This window comes from Shewanella sp. 5_MG-2023, assembly GCF_030547465.1.
In the GTDB taxonomy this organism is placed as follows: domain Bacteria; phylum Pseudomonadota; class Gammaproteobacteria; order Enterobacterales; family Shewanellaceae; genus Shewanella.
Window position 1 is genome coordinate 12,174 of record NZ_JAUORC010000040.1, and the last position, 17,187, is coordinate 29,360.

The window sequence follows — 17,187 nt, forward strand, 5'->3', positions numbered from 1 at the left end:
TTACTCCCAGCAATTAGTGGCCGCCGTGACAGGTATTACATGACATATTCGTTTGCACACTAGGGGCAAATGTTGATGACGATGTATGACAACCTTGGCAATCTTGAGTCGCATCTGAAACTGGGTGATCATTTACGGTCTCACCATCAAAAGCCTTGTTAAGCATTGCAACTAATTCATAGACCACAGAGGCTGAAAGCTGTTTACAGCGCATGCCTTTTTCACTAAATGACTTACCATTTTCACTGGCCCAAAGACTAATAGAGCTGTGACAAAGGGTGCTATTTGCCGCTGTAGGTTTACCGACTTGAGCTAAGGTCTCAGTCATGTCAGCGCCTATGCCTTCAATAAATTCAGCCGTTTGAAACGGTAGTGTTTCTGATTCATAAAAACGCATGGTTTGACTTAACATTGCATTGGCAGGCTCACCATTAATGGATAATAAATTAACCAACATACCTGTGGCGTTAATATTGCCACAAACAGTGCCTTCTCCTAGCATGCCTGCATAGCCATAATGCGCCATGGCGGTTGGTACTTGGGCGAACTTATCAGCATCAACAGAATCTGATTCTGCCAAGCTTTGAATAATGCTATCAAATACTTGGAACATACAGCCATTACCGGTTTCATAAGCACGTTTTGCCACAACCATGGGATCAAGTTTGCTATAAGCTAAGCGGGTACCCACTTCTAATTTCCAATCTCCGCTAACGTTGGTCACTGCCGCTATAACAGGATTAGCGATAAGTGCCCCGCCCGCTGCCGCAGTAGAAATACCAATAATACGGTTGATCGCTTGTCTTCTATTTAGAGTTTTCATAATCACTTGCCTCGCATTTTTATATTTATTCCCAACTTTTAAGCTGAGTGTTGATAACTGGCAGAACGCTAAAAAGTACATCTTCAGCACTTACGTTTCTGGCTTGAGATAAGCATGACAGACAGGAAAAATGGCAACGGGAGCTAGTTCAAAGTAATATTTCAGTTAATCACTCCATTAGAAAAATCGAATTGAAGATGGATTAAATAGCGAAAAAACTCAACTTAACAGCGTTAAATATCAAAAAAGCACCCGCATTTAGCACGTAATACTAATTACAGAGTTTTACTTTTGAGATTACTTAAAATCTAATGTGACCCAGATCACGTTAAGTTAATTGTCCGTAGCAGAACTAGCAATATCCGAAGCGCGGGAGCTTGATACGAGCAGCCGCGACTGCAATGGCTATTGGTCATAACAAAGAAGTAATGAGTGGCTTTTAGCAAAAGCCAGCTGCAAAGTTAGTGCTGTATGGTAAAACTGTGATTTGTAGAATGTTTGTAATTATTTAATTGCAGTAAACTTAACAATAGAATGTTTATCTGAGTGTGATTTAAATGCGCATTGAAATCTTTGAATTTGATATTGCCAATAGCCAAATACTCAATACTGAATCTCAAGTTCAGCTGCACCTTACCCGCACCGAAAGTCAGGTTTTAGAGCAATTAAGTCTTCACCCCAATCGCATCATGACCAAAGGCCAATTAGCCTGTGCTGGCTCCCAAAGCCCTGTTATGAGTGAATCGGCAGTGGCAAAAGCAGTATTTACTTTGCGTAAGTACTTTGGCGAAAATTATGCTGAATTAATTGAAACCATTCCGCGTAAAGGTTATCGGCTCAATATCACCCCACCAGCAGCCAGTTGGATTCAGCAATCTGCAAAGCATAAAAAACACTTTATCTATACCACTGCATTGGTGCTTGTAGTGTTAACCGCCATTATTGCAGCAATGCATCAATACATACTGTTTAAACCTGCACAAACGCCAGTCAAAAATAGCCGCATTGTGCAATTAGATAATCAGCAACAAATAAAACTGACGTGGCTTGAGTCACCCAGCATATCAATGCAACAAGATAAGCCCACTGAAGAAAAAATCATTGCTGCTCTCAACCAATGCAACACCTTAGTGTGGCAACAAGTGTATCTGGCATTTTCTAACGACATGCAGGTGTTAAATATCTCTTTAGCTCGGCAAAAGCCAAATGGCGATAACTTAATGCGCAATATTAAAACCAGTGATTTTAGTTTAACCCCGAATTTTATCTCCGATAAATGGCTAGCTGAGGTATCACTCTGTGACTAATCGCATCATATTCAGAATACTGGCGGCCTTAATATCCATTGTCACCATCGTCATTGTTTACCAGCATATCAAAGCCACCGAAGTGGATATGGTGCTATCTTGTCGCAATGAATTAGTGGCGAAAAACCCTAATAGTGACACCATTGAACATCACTCGCTGATCGCTGATTTTACCTTACAAAAACGTTCCGCCAGTATCAGCTACCGTTACTTCACGACCGATGGCAATCCTATTGCAACCCTGTATTTAACAGGCGATGTACTTAGCGCTTATAAAGAGAAAGACACCTACATTTTAAACTTAACCCACAATGAATTAATTAGGCATAATACTGAGCTGCCATTACCACAACATGCCAGCCACTTAGAGGCCTTTGCTAAAAGAAATATCAGTAAAAAAGGCGTCCATAACCTTACGATTCAAATTACTAATCGAAATGCGCAACAAAATACCGTGTTACTGTATTTTTTACCCAGTACTAATATCTGTGCCTGCAACCTAGTGGAAATGAAGTAACTGAGCTAATGATTTAAAGTGACGCTTTAAAACCGTCACTTGCTAATAGGCTAAAAAATATAAAAACAATGCAGCTCAGTTCACATAAGCACAAACACTTGGTAACAACAAGCCTAAGCAATGCTATAATCCCGCTTCGAACAACTTAAATAAAACTATTAATAACAATATGTTACTGGATTAATATGCCTATAATAACCACAAGAACACTGCGCTACCTTCCTTTATGCATGGCCGCGGCCTTTGCTACCTCAGTTCAAGCTAACAATCACAGTTTTGATGCGCGCTCACATGCCATGGGCGGCGTGGGTGTTAGCAGCGCTGATTATTTAACCGCGCCATTTCATAACCCTGCATTAACGGCGCGTTTTAAAGAGTCCGATGGCGTGGCGGTATTGTTCCCTGCTTTTGGGGTACACGCTAACGATCCCACTGACACTATCGAGAATGTTGAAGATTTTTCAGACGTTTATGATGATTTTAAGAACATCAGCATGCCAACTGAAGCTGATGCCCAAGTGGTGATCGATCAACTGCAGTTGATCCAAGGCAATTACGCCCAAGTACAAGTGGGCACCCAGTTAGCCATTGCGATCCCCAATAAATTTGTATCGGTCAACCTGTTTGCCCAAGCCTATGCCGATGCACTGGTGTTTGCTGATATTGCTGATAGCGATCTTGATCCAAGCAATATCATCAACCAAGAGTTGAACTCTCAAGCGTTAACCATGGGTGTAGTTGTTACCGAAATTGGTGTCAGCTTAGCTAAGTCGCATCAGTTTGCCACAGGCGAGCTCTACTATGGGGTGTCACCTAAATATCAACAGGTAAACACCATAAATTATATTACCGACATTGATAACTTTGAGTTTGATGACTGGGATGATGATCGCTACCAAAACGATCAAGGCAATATGAACCTTGATGTCGGTATTGCTTATCAACATAACGCCGGATTTGGCTTTGGTTTTGTGGGTAAAAACTTAATCGAGAATAGCTATGACACTGAGCTAATTAATGGCGTGCAAGGTCAATATGAAATAAGTCCGACTTATACAGTGAGTGCAAATTATCAAAACCGTTTTATCACCGCAGCCATTGATGTGCAGTTAAATGAATCTGAAGGTTATAGCAATATTGACGGCACGCTTAACCAGTTTGATAGCAGTAATGACAATCGCCAACTCGCGGCTATTGGGCTTGAGTTTACCCCTGCTAGCTGGGCTAAATTGCGCGCCGGCTACCAAACAGATTTAACAGATAATATCGATAACAGCGTGACTGCCGGTTTAGGCTTATCCATTGCTGGAGTATTTAATATCGATATTTCAGCCAATTACAGTGATGAAAATAATATGGGCGCAGCACTGCAAACCAGCTTCACTTTTTAGGTTTTAGATTTAAAGTTTAAGCTTTCTGAGCAGAGATTTTTAAAAAGTAACCATAATTAACAACGCTTACGTTGCTGATAATAAAAAGGCTGTTGCAGAAAGTTCTGCAACAGCCTTTTTTATAAGTGATATTTAATCAGTTAGTAAGGCTTAAATATTTGTATTTCGCCCCTACTATTTAGCTCCAGGTTCAGCAAAGCTGTTCATCCACTGCTCAACTTGGTTATACCAATAAATTGAATTATTCGGCTTCATGATCCAGTGGTTTTCATCAGGGAAGTAAATCATCTTCGACTCCACACCACGGGTTTGCAGAGTGCGGAATAACTCAAAACCTTGGCCGACTGGCACACGGTAATCAAGCTGACCATGAACCACTAAGGTTGGGGTATTAAAGTTTTCAGCGCCGTAATGGGGCGAAATTGCCTTGTAGATTTCTGGCTTGTCCCAGTAGTTACCAAAACGGGTACTGTGAACCGAGAAATCTGCCGCCATTTGCGAGTACATGTTATAGACCGCAGCGTGGATAAATAACGCATTAAATGGCTGTTCTTTTTGACCTAATATAATCGAGGTTAAGTAGCCGCCATAGCTTGCACCACCCGCCACTAAACGATCGTTATCGATCCAGTCTTTTTGCTTAAACCACTCTGTCGCTTTAAACACATCTTCCAGTGACTTGTTTTTCCAGTCTGGGTTGATGCTGTCAGCAAAGTCTTGACCAAAGCTGTTTGAACCATGAAAGTTTGGCCACGCCGTCACATAACCCCATGACGCAAAGGTTTGTGCATTCCAGCGATAATGGAAGCCATCAGAAATCGCACTGTGCGGGCCACCGTGAATAAGCATCATTAGCGGGTATTTTTTGCTGCGATCAAAACCCGGTGGATAATGGACCCACATTTGAATGTCTTGATCGTTGTAGCCTTTATAAGTCACTGACTCATAAGTGCCCACATCGATATCCGCTAAAATCTCATCATTAAAGCTGTCTAAACGGGTGCTACTGCCATTACGAGGATTAATTTTTACCAATCTAGCAGGAAACATAAAGCTGTCATTAGCAGCCACTAAGGTGCCGTCATTCGCAAGGGCTGGCATACCAAAGTTGGTCGCTTTAGTAATGGCTTTTACTTTGCCATTTTTAGCATTGATATGAAAAATGCGTCTTGTGGCGGCATCATCAATGGCTGCATAAAAGCCTTTGCTGTCGGGTGTCCACACAAAACGCGCGACGCTGCGATCCCAGTCTTTGGCAATCACTTTTTCGCTGCGCTTGTTAACATCGAGCAAAATTAGCTTGGCAGTATCGGCATAAAAACCATGAATCGTTTGGCGGGTAAAAGCCAAGGTTTTGCCGTCTGGGCTAAATGTTGGGTTTGCATCTGGCGCTTGGTTGTTCGGGGTTAGGTTTTCAACCTTACCGCTACCAATTTTTGCTAAAAAGATATCGATTTTAGCGTCAACTTGGTTGTCCCAACCGTTGCTATTAAAGGCAATAAAACCCTCAGCTGGATCGATGTCATAGCTAGCTGCACTTTGCGACGAACGTGGTAACTGCTTGTTTAAAGGCTGAGTAATTGGCTCAATATCGCCACCTTTAGCAGGGATACGAAACACATGGGCTTCACGGTCTTCATCAAGCCAATGATCAAAGCTTGAATAAGGTAGTGCATTCCATTGGTGGGCTGATACTTTATCGTCTTTATCAGCTTTTAATTGCTCGGCTACTTGATCCCAGTTTTTACCTGGAAATACTGAACTGATAAAGTAAATATGCTCACCCACCCACTTAATTCCATAAGCGCCACTTGGCACCTCAGTTAAGCGCTGGGCTTCACCTGGTGAGTTCATTGGTAATAAGTACACTTGACCCGCTTCGTCTTTATCACGCTTGCTGATAAAAGCTAAAGTATTGCTGTCTGGTGAGAAGGTTGGCTCACTCACACGTAAACCTTGAGCGGTAATTGGGCGCTGGCTGTTGCCCTCTTTATCAAATAACCATAATTGAGTTGAGCCTTTATCTTCAGGCACATCGTAGTTAGTGACAGGTGCAATGATGTAATCGCCATTGGGGGAAATAGTAGGATTACCTAAACGGCTTAGTTGCCACAATACATCCACTGAAAGGGTTTTGGTTTGCTCTGCAAACGCTGTCGCTATTGGCATAAACATGCACAACAGCACGATCCCGACTCTCTTCACGTGTCGTCTCCTTTAAATTTTGTTTTAATTATTTTATTTTTGCTAATAACTTTGTCTGTTCATGCGGCGATAAAAGTTAACTAAATTCTATCGTCATCAACAAATAGCAGTGGCTCAGTTGGCAAGTTGTTACTGTTATCACATCACTATCATCAGGCTTAACACTTAAATAAAACTTAAACCTGAGATTGATAAGCAAAAACCACAAATTTAGAGCTTATCAGGCTAGTTTTTGACCTAAACACCATTGTAAGCAGTTTATAAAAAAAGCTACCATTATTAAAATTAGCTGTTGATTAATAAGGGGAATATAACAATGGTGCAACATGGTTGATTCACATCAAGACAAGATAAAACAGCAGCTTTCAGCGGTTTTTTTAACTGATTATAAAATCAGTAAATTACAATTTAATTTGCTGATTTTTCTGGCCATCATTTGGGGGGGAGTCTGTAATTATTTAGCAATTAGTTATATTCCCATTGAGTGGTTCAATATACTCGGTTTTTGGCCCATTTTAGCCATGTATTTGTTCTTCAGCATTGCTGGGGCGCTGTTATTAGACCAAAAGTTGCCGATAAAAATCTTTGCAGGCTTCAATGTTATTGTCTTAGGCGCGGGAATACTGCTCAGCTTTATGCTGAAATCGGTTGCCGCAGACACCATTTATACCTTCTTTCAATATGCGGCCTTAATGACCTTATTGATGCTGTTTATCATCCATTTTTTGCCTAAAACTCTGCTAACCAAGAAGGTGGTGGCGACTATTGCACTGGGACTAATCATACTAATAGAGCTAGTATCATGGTCACTTTGGGGAGTAACCAGCAACCTATTTAGCTTAGGCATTCTGGTGATGGTTTTTAGTGGTAGCAGCAGTCTTTGGGCTGAAGCCAATGAAGAATATGATGGCAGTGTCGGTTATTGTGCCGAATTAGACTATAAAATAAGTGATGCCATCTCTTGGAGCGCATTTGTGTATATGGGGTTAATTCATTTACTCATGACCTATCTCTCTAAAAGAGAGTCGTCTTAGATTATAAGTAGGGCAAGCAAGCTAACTTGTTTGCCCTATTAATATTTAGCTTGAAAATAGCCTGTTAAAATGACCTTGAAAAATAGCCTTTAACTATCAAGCTGCAACTATCCCATGATTAATCGCTTAGAAAAAACCTAACGGGTTAATGTCGTAACTCACCAGCAAGTTTTTGGTTTGTTGGTAATGATTTAAGGCCATCTTGTGGGTTTCACGGCCCACGCCTGATTTTTTATAACCGCCAAATGCCGCATGGGCTGGATACATGTGATAGCAGTTGGTCCACACTCGGCCTGCTTGAATATTACGCCCCATTCGATAAGCCAAGTTAGTGTCTCGGGTCCACACTCCTGCGCCCAAGCCAAAGTCAGAGTTATTGGCCATGGCGAGTGCTTCGGCTTCATCCTTAAAGGTGGTGAGCGATATCACTGGGCCAAAAATCTCTTCTTGGAACACCCGCATATCATTGGTGCCTTTAAGCAAGGTTGGCTGAATATAATAACCACTATCAAAATTATCACCCACAGATGCAATCTCGCCGCCTAATAACACTTCAGCGCCTTCTTTTTTGCCGATATCAATGTAGCCTAATATTTTATCGAACTGCTCTTTCGATGCCTGCGCGCCAACCATGGTGTCGGTATCTAAGGGATTACCACGCTTGATCGCTTTTGATCGCTCTATCAGCATTTCCATGAATTGCGGGTAAATATCTTCTTGGATCAGTAACCGTGACGGACAGGTACATACTTCTCCTTGGTTGAAAAAGGCCAGTACCGCGCCTTCTACGCACTTACTTAAATATTCATCTTCAAAGTTAACCACATCGTTAAAGATGATATTGGGTGACTTACCACCTAGCTCGACCGTGGAGGGAATAATGTTTTCAGCGGCGCATTTTAAAATATGCGATCCAACAGGAGTTGAGCCAGTAAAGGCAATTTTGGCAATACGCTTACTGGTTGCGAGCGCTTGACCTGCTTCTTCACCAATACCATTAACGATATTAAGCACCCCAGCAGGCAGCAGATCGCCAATTAACTCCATTAAAAATAGAATCGATGCTGGTGTTTGCTCCGCAGGTTTAAGGATCACGCTGTTGCCCGCAGCGAGCGCAGGCCCAAGCTTCCACGCCGCCATTAATAGAGGAAAGTTCCACGGAATAATTTGCCCAACAACCCCTAACGGCTCATGAATATGGTACGACAAGGTATTGGCATCAATCTCTGCGGCGCTGCCCTCTTGGGCACGTAAACAGCCAGCAAAGTAACGGAAGTGATCAACTGCTAAGGGAATATCGGCATTAAGGGTTTCGCGCACGGCTTTACCGTTATCCCAAGTTTCGGCCACTGCCAGAGCCGTTAGGTTATTTTCGATGCGATCGGCTATTTTTAATAAAATATTAGAACGCTCCGTGGCAGAGGTTTTACCCCAAGATGCTTGAGCTTTATGGGCTGCATTAAGGGCTAACTCAATATCTTGTGCATCTGAACGGGGAATTTTACAAAAAACTTGGCCATTTACTGGGCTGATATTGTCAAAATACTTGCCATTAACAGGCTCAACCCACTGACCGCCTATGAAGTTTTGATATACAGATTTATAGCTCATTTCTGAACCTGCTTCGCCGGGTGCTGCGTAAATCATGCTACTTTCCTCTAATTGTATTTTTTGGATAACTAATTAAGCTAAATCAATTATTGGAAAGTGACTATTCTGAGAATCCACAGCTGTTGACTCACAGTACAAATGATTGTGAAACTACTGTCTAGCTCATGGCGACATTACCCATAAGCTGAGCTAAGTTAATGATTTAAGTTAACGAATTAGCTCCGAGTTTTAAGGGAAAAGCTATCACAGCATAAGTAAGGATTGTTGTTCAGGAACAAATATACCAAATGACTTGGTATCACTCTGTGAGGGAACAATATGATCAGTGGACGCCTACAACTGCAGCGCAGCAAGCCAAAGGTACTAGTAGAAAACAAGATTAGTTTTGCTGGACCTGAATCTGAACTGAGTATTTACGATACCTTTGAGCAAGCCTCACGGGTGGCACTACAATCTGACCAACTGTTATTTTGCGGCATGGTGACGGGTAAAAAAGTGATGCACTCGGTAGATGATTATGAGGCGGCGTTTTACCCCCATGAATCTTTTATTATGGCGCCCAATCAAGCCGTAGAAATTGATTTTCCTGAGGCTAAAATCCATCAACCCACCACCTGTTTAGCCATTGAGATTTCAACCGAACGGGTACAACAAATTGCCGATAAACTCAATCTGAGCGCGCCTATCGATAAGCAATATGGCCACTGGCAATACCAACCATCTTTAGTGCATACCCACCATAATCAGCAAACCCAAGCACTATTAGACAGAATTGTGGCGATTTATACCGAGAATGAACAGGACCGCAGTTATCTGATTGATTTGGCGATTTCAGAATTAATAGTGCGCTTAATGCGTCATCAAACCCGTGATTTTTTATTGCATCACAGTCATAACGACCCGCAATTTAATGGCCTCAACGCCTCGTTACACTATATTAAGCAGCACCTCAGCGAGCCATTAGATATTAATGCCTTGTGCCGACAAGCCTGTATGAGCCGCAGTAAGTTTTTTCAGCAATTTAAACAGCATTTGGGCTGCACGCCGATGGTTTATCAGCAGCAAAGCCGCTTAACTCAAGCTGCGACGCTGATAGAGCAAGGCCAGCAAATAACCCAAGTGTGTTATTCACTGGGCTATCACAGTGCTAGCCATTTTAGTCGCCTGTTTAAACAGTTTTATGGCATTTGCCCTGTTGATTATAAACTGCGCCATTTAGCGAGTTAGCTTTTAAATCGGATTTAAGCTTACAGCTGGGTAAATTGACGGATCAAATTATGATAAACATTGTGCAGATTATCTAACTCACTGCGATCGGTATTACCTTGGCTAATGAGCTTTTGAATGGTTTGATCAAGCTGATACAGGTTTTGCCTTAAACTGCCATCAGCCACCATGCTTTGCATCCAGGTAATGGCAGCCACTCGTTCACCACGGGTTACTGCAGTGACTTTATGTAAACTGCTAGATGGATACAATACTGCGTAACCTGCTGGCAGCTTTATTTGCTGCTCGCCAAACTCGGTAGCAATGATTAACTCACCACCGTCATACTCATCTGGCTCACTTAAAAAGGTGGTCATCGACATATCACTTCTTAGCACCTCATTGGTGCCAGGAATGCGCATCACGGCAGCGTCTACGTGAAAACCATATTCTTCAGAGATACCATAGCGATTAAAGCAAGGCGGAAAAATTTTATGGGGTAAGGCCGCCGAAACGACCTTTGGCGTGCTGCCAAACTTAGCTAATAACCTATTAGCCAGTTGGCGCACCACATCATCATTAGCATCCGCTTGATGGTTATTTTTGACTGACGCCGCCATGCCCATGGCGGTTTGCTTGCCATCTAACCATGGCGCATCAGCTAATTGCTGCCTAAATAAGCTCACTTCTTCAGCAGTCAATATTTTCTCAATAACAATCATGATGATCCCTTTAATTAAAATTCAAATGTCGCAGTTAAGTTGGCGTTTCTTGCATCACCAAGATACATGAATGAGCCTGAGCGATATGCCGCAGTCCAGTACTCCTCATCGAGAACATTACCCACATTAATCCGGAAGGTTAATGCTTCTGTCGCATTGTAATTAGCAAATAAACTCACCACTTGATAAGCCGGTACCACTACGCTGTAACGGTCATTTTCAGGATCATATCCTGCTGCTGTGTCAGGCTGTCCGCCGTACATTTCGCCTTGATAAGTGTAACCACCACCAATGACAAACATGTCATTAATCTCATAACGGAGCTGTAAATAGGCACTTTCATCAGCAAAGTTACTCAGTTTTTTACCGATATAATCTTCATTAAATGATTCAAGTACTTCTGAGTCCATTAATGACGCTGAAAGCTGAATACTAAAGGCATCAGTAATGTTACCCACCATGCCAATTTCAATCCCTTCTACACGGTTTTTACCGGTATTGAGGCTACCTAAGGTTGAATAGCTATCACCGACGCTTTCCATTACATCATCTTTAGTGATTTGGAATACCGAGGCAGAAAACATCACGCTATCGTCAAACAGCATCCATTTAGTACCCAGTTCAATATTCTCAACCAATTCTGGATCCGCTGCCAGTACTTGCTCAGGTGTGCCACAAAGTCCACCATAACCACAACTTGCGCCAAGGTCTGACTCACCGCCATTGATGTTAGTCGCGGTACTGTAGCTGGCGTATATATTGCCTGCTTCTGTCAGGCTATACACTAAGCCAACATGGCCGTTATACATGCTGTCGGAATAGTCATATAAAATATCACCATTACGGCTACTTGAAGTGTCATTGGTGTAATCAAAGCTATCTTGTCTGAAGCCGAAAAAGAGTTCTACCTCTTCGGTGATTGCCACGGTATCCATGAAGTAAGCCGAGATGGTTTCGATGTTATATATGGCATCAGATGCCCCTTTTGAATAAGTACGGCCCATCAGCTGGTCGATATTATCAACTTCATCGCCATTACCATCAATAATACAGTAAGCACCAGACTCGCCTCGGCGGCCATCGACAATACAATTAGTGGCGTTATTATTGACGATATCATACAAGCCGTTATCCACTGATTCATCGCTATATTCGAGTCCAAATACCCACTTATTCTCCATACCTAAAATATCGGTATTCCAGAATAAGTTGAACTGAGTGTTCCAGTATTCAACATCTTGGCGTCCTTGATGGGTGCTAATGGTTAAGGTTTCAGCCCCCGGCGCGTCAACATCGCTGGCTGCGCGATTAGTGCCACTCATACCCGTAGTTATATAGCCATTTTCAGTGCGACCAATACGAGTAGCATTGTAGAAAGTTAAGCTGTCTGAAATGTCATATTCGGTACGCAAGGTAAACGTGCTGACATCAGAGCTGAGAAAGTCAGAATCTTGAGCATAAACTGGAATATCTTCGATTGGCTTGCGAGTATCTTGGTCAAAGTAGCTACCTAAATCAGCCACATCATCGGCCTTCATGTAGTAACCATCGGCGATAAATGACAAAGCATCAGTCGCTTCATACACTAAAGACAATTGAGCACCATTTCTTTCTGAGCTAATGCCTTCACGGCCCGGCTTATCTTCATCGGCAATCAGGCCGTTAATTCGCAGCGCGACATCTTCAGTTAGCGGCACGTTATAATCAACAGTAAAACGAGTGTGATCATCGGTACCGACTGCGGCATCAACGCGGCCAAAGTTATAAGCAGTTGAGGCTTTTTTGGTGACACTGTTAACGGCACCGCCTGATGATCCGCGTCCAGCAAAGGTTGAACTTGGGCCTTTGGTTATTTCCACTTGTTCGGTGGCAAAACTTTCACGAGTAGTCATGCCCGGATCGCGCAAACCATCAACAAACACATCACTGCGGGCTTCATGGCCACGAATAATATAGCGATCACCAAAAGCATTACCGTTTTCACCGGTGCCCAAGGTCACACCCGCTTGGGTAGACAAAATATCTTTTAAATCGGTTAAGCCAGATTCTTGAATTTGATCTTGAGTCAGTACCGTGATCATTTGTGGGGTATCAACTAGATCGGCAACGCGACGTTTATCCCCTGATGTATCGTAAAAATACACCGAACTTTTCACCCCGTGGACTTCAATGCGCTCGATGGCTTCTTGTGACTGGCATTCAATATTTTCGCTTTTATCGCAAGCTTCAGTTTCTACTTCAGCAGCATAGGCAGGAGCGCCACTAAAAAACAAGGCGGTAGCAACGGCTTTTGCACCTAGGGATAACGACGTGTGATAGCGAGATTTCATATTAAAAACAATCCTTTTGTTAGAACCAACTAATTTAGGAGGCGATACTAACAAAGCGGCAACAACAATGTAAATAGAAACCATTATCATTTACATTAGTGTTTGAATTGTAAATTTAGTGATGTGAGACGTTTTGCTGAACCAACTGTGTTAGCAAGTCCCACGCAACAACTTACGGATTACACAAGACATTGACTAAACAAGACATTGATTAAAGAAGGTATTAATTCAAGAGGGGTATTGATTAAAGCGGCGAATAATTAAAGCGGCAGCAATAAAAATGGGCTGACCTGTTATAGATCAACCCATTGTAAAAAATAAGCTTATTTTTATAAGCTGAGCAAACTAGTCTTAAAAAGACCTAAGCCTAGTTCTAGTTAAAGAACTAGATAAGTGGGTTACCACCTTTACTTTCCACCTGACCGATAACTTCAATATTGCTTAGGGTCGATAAAATACCCCATTGCTGAATCGTCATCATGTCAGTCACTTCAGCGGCACTAAAGCTCAAACGTAAACCATCTTTTTGATATTCTTTTGCTAAGTTACTTGGCAGAATTTGCTGACCATCGTCAGTTAAAATGCCCCAAAATCCACCTTCAAGATCAAAATATCTTACAGTCCCTTGTTGCATAGCGATCCCTTTTTCAGAGCTAGTATCAGGTTTTTCCATTTCAGCCGTTTTTTCTACAGGGGCTGCTTTTACCACTGCTGGTGCTGGCTCAGATTGTGGTTCAACTTGCTCATTACAGCCTTGAACAAGTAATAAAGCAGCGATAGATGCAGATAAGGTTAATGATGTGCGCATGGGAGATTCCTTTTAAGCAAAATTTAAAAACAGTTTTAAACCGATCTGATTAACTGTTTCAAGAACGAATGTGTTACGAGCTAACGCTTTAGCAACTAAGTAAGCTGAGTTTACCAGAAACACAGGCCTGTTTAGTGTCCGTAGCGTGCTTTTTATAAACCACAACTAACATCGACAATACATGAGACTCATCAAATATAGCAATAAGATCAATTAAGGCGCCTATTAGCGCCTTAATTAAAGTATTACTCACCAAAGCGATTTATGCCGCTAGATTTATGCCGCTATTAGTGCGTAACAGACTATTTATCTGAGTTGGTAGAACCAATCTTATGGATCGCTAGATCAGCGCCAATAAATTCATCTTCTTGGCTTAAACGTAAGCTAGAGATTTTATTGACGACGCCATACACAATAAAACCACCAATAAGCGCCACAGCAACCCCAGCGACAGTGCCAACCACTTGAGACATTACGCTTACGCCACCTAATCCACCAAAAGCTTGCTGACCGAATATGCCTGCAGCAACGCCGCCCCACACACCACATAAACCATGTAATGGCCAAACGCCTAATACATCATCAATTTTAGTACTGCGTTGTAAACGGGTATACACCATCACAAATAAACCACCGGCCACACCGCCAACAATAAATGCCCCTACTGGGTGCATTAAGTCAGAACCAGCACACACAGCCACCAAGCCTGCAAGCGGGCCGTTATGGATAAAACCAGGGTCATTTTTACCGACAATCAACGCGATAATGGTGCCGCCAACCATGGCCATTAAACTGTTTACCGCCACTAAGCCACTAATGCCATCAAGGGTTTGCGCTGACATAACATTAAAGCCAAACCAACCGACAATCAGTATCCATGAACCGAGTGCCAGAAACGGAATATTAGAGGGTGCAAATGCCACACCCGGTTTACGGCCTTGGCGAGAGCCCAATACATATATCGCCACCAGCGCTAACCAGCCACCCATACCGTGTACCACTACCGAGCCTGCAAAGTCATGGAACTCAGCGCCAAAGGTGTCATTTAACCAAGTTTGAAAACCAAAGTTACCATTCCAAATCATGCCTTCAAACAGTGGGTATACCAACGCTACGATCAAAGCTGATGCTAATAAGAAAGGTTTAAAACTGCCGCGCTCGGCAATGCCACCCGATACGATGGCAGGGATTGCTGCTGCAAAGGTGAGTAAGAAAAAGAACTTAACCAGCTCGTAGCCGTTATTAGCCGTTAGCGCATCAGCACTGACAAAAAAGTGACTGCCATATGCTATTTGGTAGCCAATGACAAAGTACGCCAGCGCTGAAAAAGCAAAATCAGTTAAGATTTTAACTAGCGCATTCACTTGGTTTTTATGCCTAACAGTACCGACTTCTAAAAAGGCAAAACCCGCATGCATTGCCAGCACCATAATGGCACCAAGTAAGATAAATAATGTATTTGCACTTTGTGCCATGACGCTAATTGCATCACTAATGTTATCCATGCTTATCCCCATAAGTTTTTCTTTTATTAAATTCAGGGACTTACAAAAGCAAGAATTATTCCGTTATTAAGGTTTTGTCATACTAATTTGTACCAGTAAGGTGCAAGACATTGATGAATAAGGTGAAATAGCACCAATTACGCCCTAAATAAGTGCATAAATAACGATTAGCTAGTCGCTAAAGCAATATTAAATAACAAGGGTTGCACCACTGTGGATCACTCAACAAACTAACCGCCACTCACTGGTGCAAACCCATGCTTGATATCAATATTTTTACAGTGAAAACCACTGACAGCACGGCTAAACCTCAAATAGTGCACAAAGTTAGCTTAATTGTGCAGCAAAAAATTCATTTCCCTATCTCGATCACACTTTTGTAATACAATAATACTGTAGTATCCTTAAGCAATGAAATAGAGTTAATCCTAAGGGTAAAAACAATGAAAAAGCTCCATCTTAGTATACTAGCGGTTGCTATTCTTGCAGGTTGCTCCGCGACCTCACCGGCTCCACAAGTAAAAAAAGAGTTCAACTACGATCTCACTAAATACAATCTTGATGCGACTAAAGCGCCAGCACAAAACTTTGACCTAACAAAATGGAAAATCACCCTTCCTGAGCTAACTACAGAAGGCTCGCGTAAAGGCAAAGCCTTAGAGATTAATCGCCACGACCTTGGTAATACCCAAACCCCTTACGTTCACCCTGAGTGGTTTTATACCGACCCTAAAACCGGTGCCTTGGTTTTTGTTGCACCAAATGAAGCGCCTACAACGCCAAATAGTAAAAACACCCGTAGCGAATTACGCGGCATGTTGGCTGAAAAATACGATGATCCAAAAACCAATTTTGTAATTGCCTCTCACCCAGATGCAAGCGAGTACGGCGCAATTGGCGGCCAACTGAAAGCTACATTGGCAGTTGATCAAGTCAGTACCAGTGGTGAATACCGCAAGAACAATGCCTTTGCAGTGGTTATTGGCCAAATTCATGGTTCTGATAACGAGCCATTAAAAATCTTATATCGTAAGCTGCCAGGTCACGAATTTGGTTCACTGTCTTGGAACTATGAGCTAAATCCAATACCAGAATTACAAGATGCCAGAGATAGTAACGGCAAGAAGCTACGTAAAGATATTCGCCATAATGTATTCGGCACTTACAACCTACGTGAGCACCATGACGATCCACAAGATGGTATCCGTCTAGGAGAAATATTCTCTTATGAAGTGAATGTTGAAGGTGACATCATGAAGCTTACTTTCACCAAAAATCCTGGTGAAGCAAACGAAATCGTTAAAACCTTTGATGTGAACCTAGCAGAAGGTAATTACCAAGGTCACGAAGTTGACCAAGGTTACCAAGCTGATTGGATGTACTACAAAGCCGGTGTTTATAATCAATGTAATACCAAAGCAAGTAGCTCAAACTGTGAGTGGCGTGGTATGGAAGCCGGTGACTATGCCCAAGCAAGCTTCTATGAGCTAGAGCTTAATCAGTAACCGCTATTTTATTGATCTTTAATGGCGTTAAATCGCCGTTAGCTATATCGCCCAATGCATTGTCATTGGGCGTTTTTTTGTAGCGTTAATTATTAATTTTAACCCTGATTCAGGACTCATTGCTTCAATAGCTGCGCCAAGCAGTCGCTTATCGATATAAACAACCGACCTCTTATCTATACAAAATAGTTAAACATTTGCCTCTACAGCTGCGCTATTCAGT

At 42.3% G+C, this 17,187-nt stretch carries 13 protein-coding genes; 6 read left to right on the plus strand and 7 right to left on the minus strand.

Features of this window, described 5'->3' with window-relative positions; genetic code table 11:
• Positions 1-13 precede the first annotated feature (13 nt).
• A complete protein-coding gene (locus Q4557_RS18400) occupies positions 14-823 on the minus strand; it encodes a cytochrome C (protein WP_102440718.1) in 810 nt (269 codons plus the stop codon).
• Positions 824-1,380: 557 nt separating this feature from the next.
• Between Q4557_RS18400 and Q4557_RS18405 the strand changes: the two genes are divergently transcribed.
• The 3 genes from Q4557_RS18405 to traF all read left to right on the plus strand — a co-directional run bounded on the left by Q4557_RS18405 (position 1,381) and on the right by traF (position 4,038).
• Positions 1,381-2,130 carry a helix-turn-helix domain-containing protein gene (locus Q4557_RS18405; protein WP_102530686.1) on the plus strand — a complete coding sequence of 250 codons (750 nt, stop codon included), beginning with the start codon at positions 1,381-1,383 and terminating at the stop codon, positions 2,128-2,130.
• Positions 2,123-2,647 carry a hypothetical protein gene (locus tag Q4557_RS18410; RefSeq protein ID WP_303414621.1) on the plus strand — a complete coding sequence of 175 codons (525 nt, stop codon included), beginning with the start codon at positions 2,123-2,125 and terminating at the stop codon, positions 2,645-2,647. The genes Q4557_RS18405 and Q4557_RS18410 overlap by 8 nt, the downstream gene beginning before the upstream one ends.
• A gap of 185 nt (positions 2,648-2,832) precedes the next feature.
• On the plus strand, positions 2,833-4,038 hold the full coding sequence (gene traF, locus Q4557_RS18415; protein ID WP_303414623.1) for a conjugal transfer protein TraF: 1,206 nt from the start codon (positions 2,833-2,835) through the stop codon (positions 4,036-4,038).
• A gap of 174 nt (positions 4,039-4,212) precedes the next feature.
• On the opposite strand, the gene Q4557_RS18420 is transcribed toward traF, so the two are convergent.
• Positions 4,213-6,243: a S9 family peptidase gene (locus Q4557_RS18420; RefSeq protein WP_303414626.1), complete on the minus strand. Its 2,031-nt coding sequence runs from the start codon at positions 6,241-6,243 to the stop codon at positions 4,213-4,215.
• Between the two features lie 326 nt (positions 6,244-6,569).
• Here Q4557_RS18420 and Q4557_RS18425 point away from each other — a divergent pair, with 326 nt between their 5' ends.
• Positions 6,570-7,277: a hypothetical protein gene (locus Q4557_RS18425; RefSeq protein ID WP_303414629.1), complete on the plus strand. Its 708-nt coding sequence runs from the start codon at positions 6,570-6,572 to the stop codon at positions 7,275-7,277.
• Between the two features lie 126 nt (positions 7,278-7,403).
• Here Q4557_RS18425 and Q4557_RS18430 read toward each other — a convergent pair whose 3' ends face one another.
• Positions 7,404-8,924 carry an aldehyde dehydrogenase family protein gene (locus Q4557_RS18430; protein WP_303414631.1) on the minus strand — a complete coding sequence of 507 codons (1,521 nt, stop codon included), beginning with the start codon at positions 8,922-8,924 and terminating at the stop codon, positions 7,404-7,406.
• Between the two features lie 282 nt (positions 8,925-9,206).
• Between Q4557_RS18430 and Q4557_RS18435 the strand changes: the two genes are divergently transcribed.
• On the plus strand, positions 9,207-10,115 hold the full coding sequence (locus Q4557_RS18435; RefSeq protein WP_303414633.1) for an AraC family transcriptional regulator: 909 nt from the start codon (positions 9,207-9,209) through the stop codon (positions 10,113-10,115).
• 20 nt (positions 10,116-10,135) lie between these two features.
• Here Q4557_RS18435 and Q4557_RS18440 read toward each other — a convergent pair whose 3' ends face one another.
• From Q4557_RS18440 to Q4557_RS18455, 4 genes are all read right to left on the minus strand, one after another.
• Positions 10,136-10,816, minus strand: a complete 681-nt coding sequence (locus Q4557_RS18440) for a Fe2+-dependent dioxygenase (RefSeq protein WP_303414637.1) — start codon at positions 10,814-10,816, stop codon at positions 10,136-10,138.
• Between the two features lie 14 nt (positions 10,817-10,830).
• Entirely contained in the window at positions 10,831-13,146 is a 2,316-nt protein-coding gene (locus Q4557_RS18445; protein WP_303414640.1) for a TonB-dependent siderophore receptor, read from the minus strand.
• Between the two features lie 385 nt (positions 13,147-13,531).
• The gene (locus Q4557_RS18450) at positions 13,532-13,954 is read right to left on the minus strand and encodes a hypothetical protein (protein ID WP_102475665.1); all 423 of its coding nucleotides are present in this window, start codon (positions 13,952-13,954) and stop codon (positions 13,532-13,534) included.
• Between the two features lie 302 nt (positions 13,955-14,256).
• A complete protein-coding gene (locus Q4557_RS18455) occupies positions 14,257-15,459 on the minus strand; it encodes an ammonium transporter (protein ID WP_102440715.1) in 1,203 nt (400 codons plus the stop codon).
• A gap of 443 nt (positions 15,460-15,902) precedes the next feature.
• Between Q4557_RS18455 and Q4557_RS18460 the strand changes: the two genes are divergently transcribed.
• Positions 15,903-16,964 (plus strand): polysaccharide lyase family 7 protein, encoded by a 1,062-nt coding sequence (locus Q4557_RS18460; protein WP_102440716.1) that lies wholly within the window; start codon positions 15,903-15,905, stop codon positions 16,962-16,964.
• Positions 16,965-17,187: the final 223 nt, after the last annotated feature.

Coding starts and splice junctions, on each gene's coding strand:
- Q4557_RS18400 (WP_102440718.1), bottom strand. CDS start 823: ATGAAAACTCTAAATAGAAGACAAGCGATCAACCGTATTATTGGTATT.
- Q4557_RS18405 (WP_102530686.1), top strand. CDS start 1,381: ATGCGCATTGAAATCTTTGAATTTGATATTGCCAATAGCCAAATACTC.
- traF (WP_303414623.1), top strand. CDS start 2,833: ATGCCTATAATAACCACAAGAACACTGCGCTACCTTCCTTTATGCATG.
- Q4557_RS18425 (WP_303414629.1), top strand. CDS start 6,570: ATGGTTGATTCACATCAAGACAAGATAAAACAGCAGCTTTCAGCGGTT.
- Q4557_RS18430 (WP_303414631.1), bottom strand. CDS start 8,924: ATGATTTACGCAGCACCCGGCGAAGCAGGTTCAGAAATGAGCTATAAA.
- Q4557_RS18435 (WP_303414633.1), top strand. CDS start 9,207: ATGATCAGTGGACGCCTACAACTGCAGCGCAGCAAGCCAAAGGTACTA.
- Q4557_RS18440 (WP_303414637.1), bottom strand. CDS start 10,816: ATGATTGTTATTGAGAAAATATTGACTGCTGAAGAAGTGAGCTTATTT.
- Q4557_RS18445 (WP_303414640.1), bottom strand. CDS start 13,146: ATGAAATCTCGCTATCACACGTCGTTATCCCTAGGTGCAAAAGCCGTT.
- Q4557_RS18450 (WP_102475665.1), bottom strand. CDS start 13,954: ATGCGCACATCATTAACCTTATCTGCATCTATCGCTGCTTTATTACTT.
- Q4557_RS18455 (WP_102440715.1), bottom strand. CDS start 15,459: ATGGATAACATTAGTGATGCAATTAGCGTCATGGCACAAAGTGCAAAT.
- Q4557_RS18460 (WP_102440716.1), top strand. CDS start 15,903: ATGAAAAAGCTCCATCTTAGTATACTAGCGGTTGCTATTCTTGCAGGT.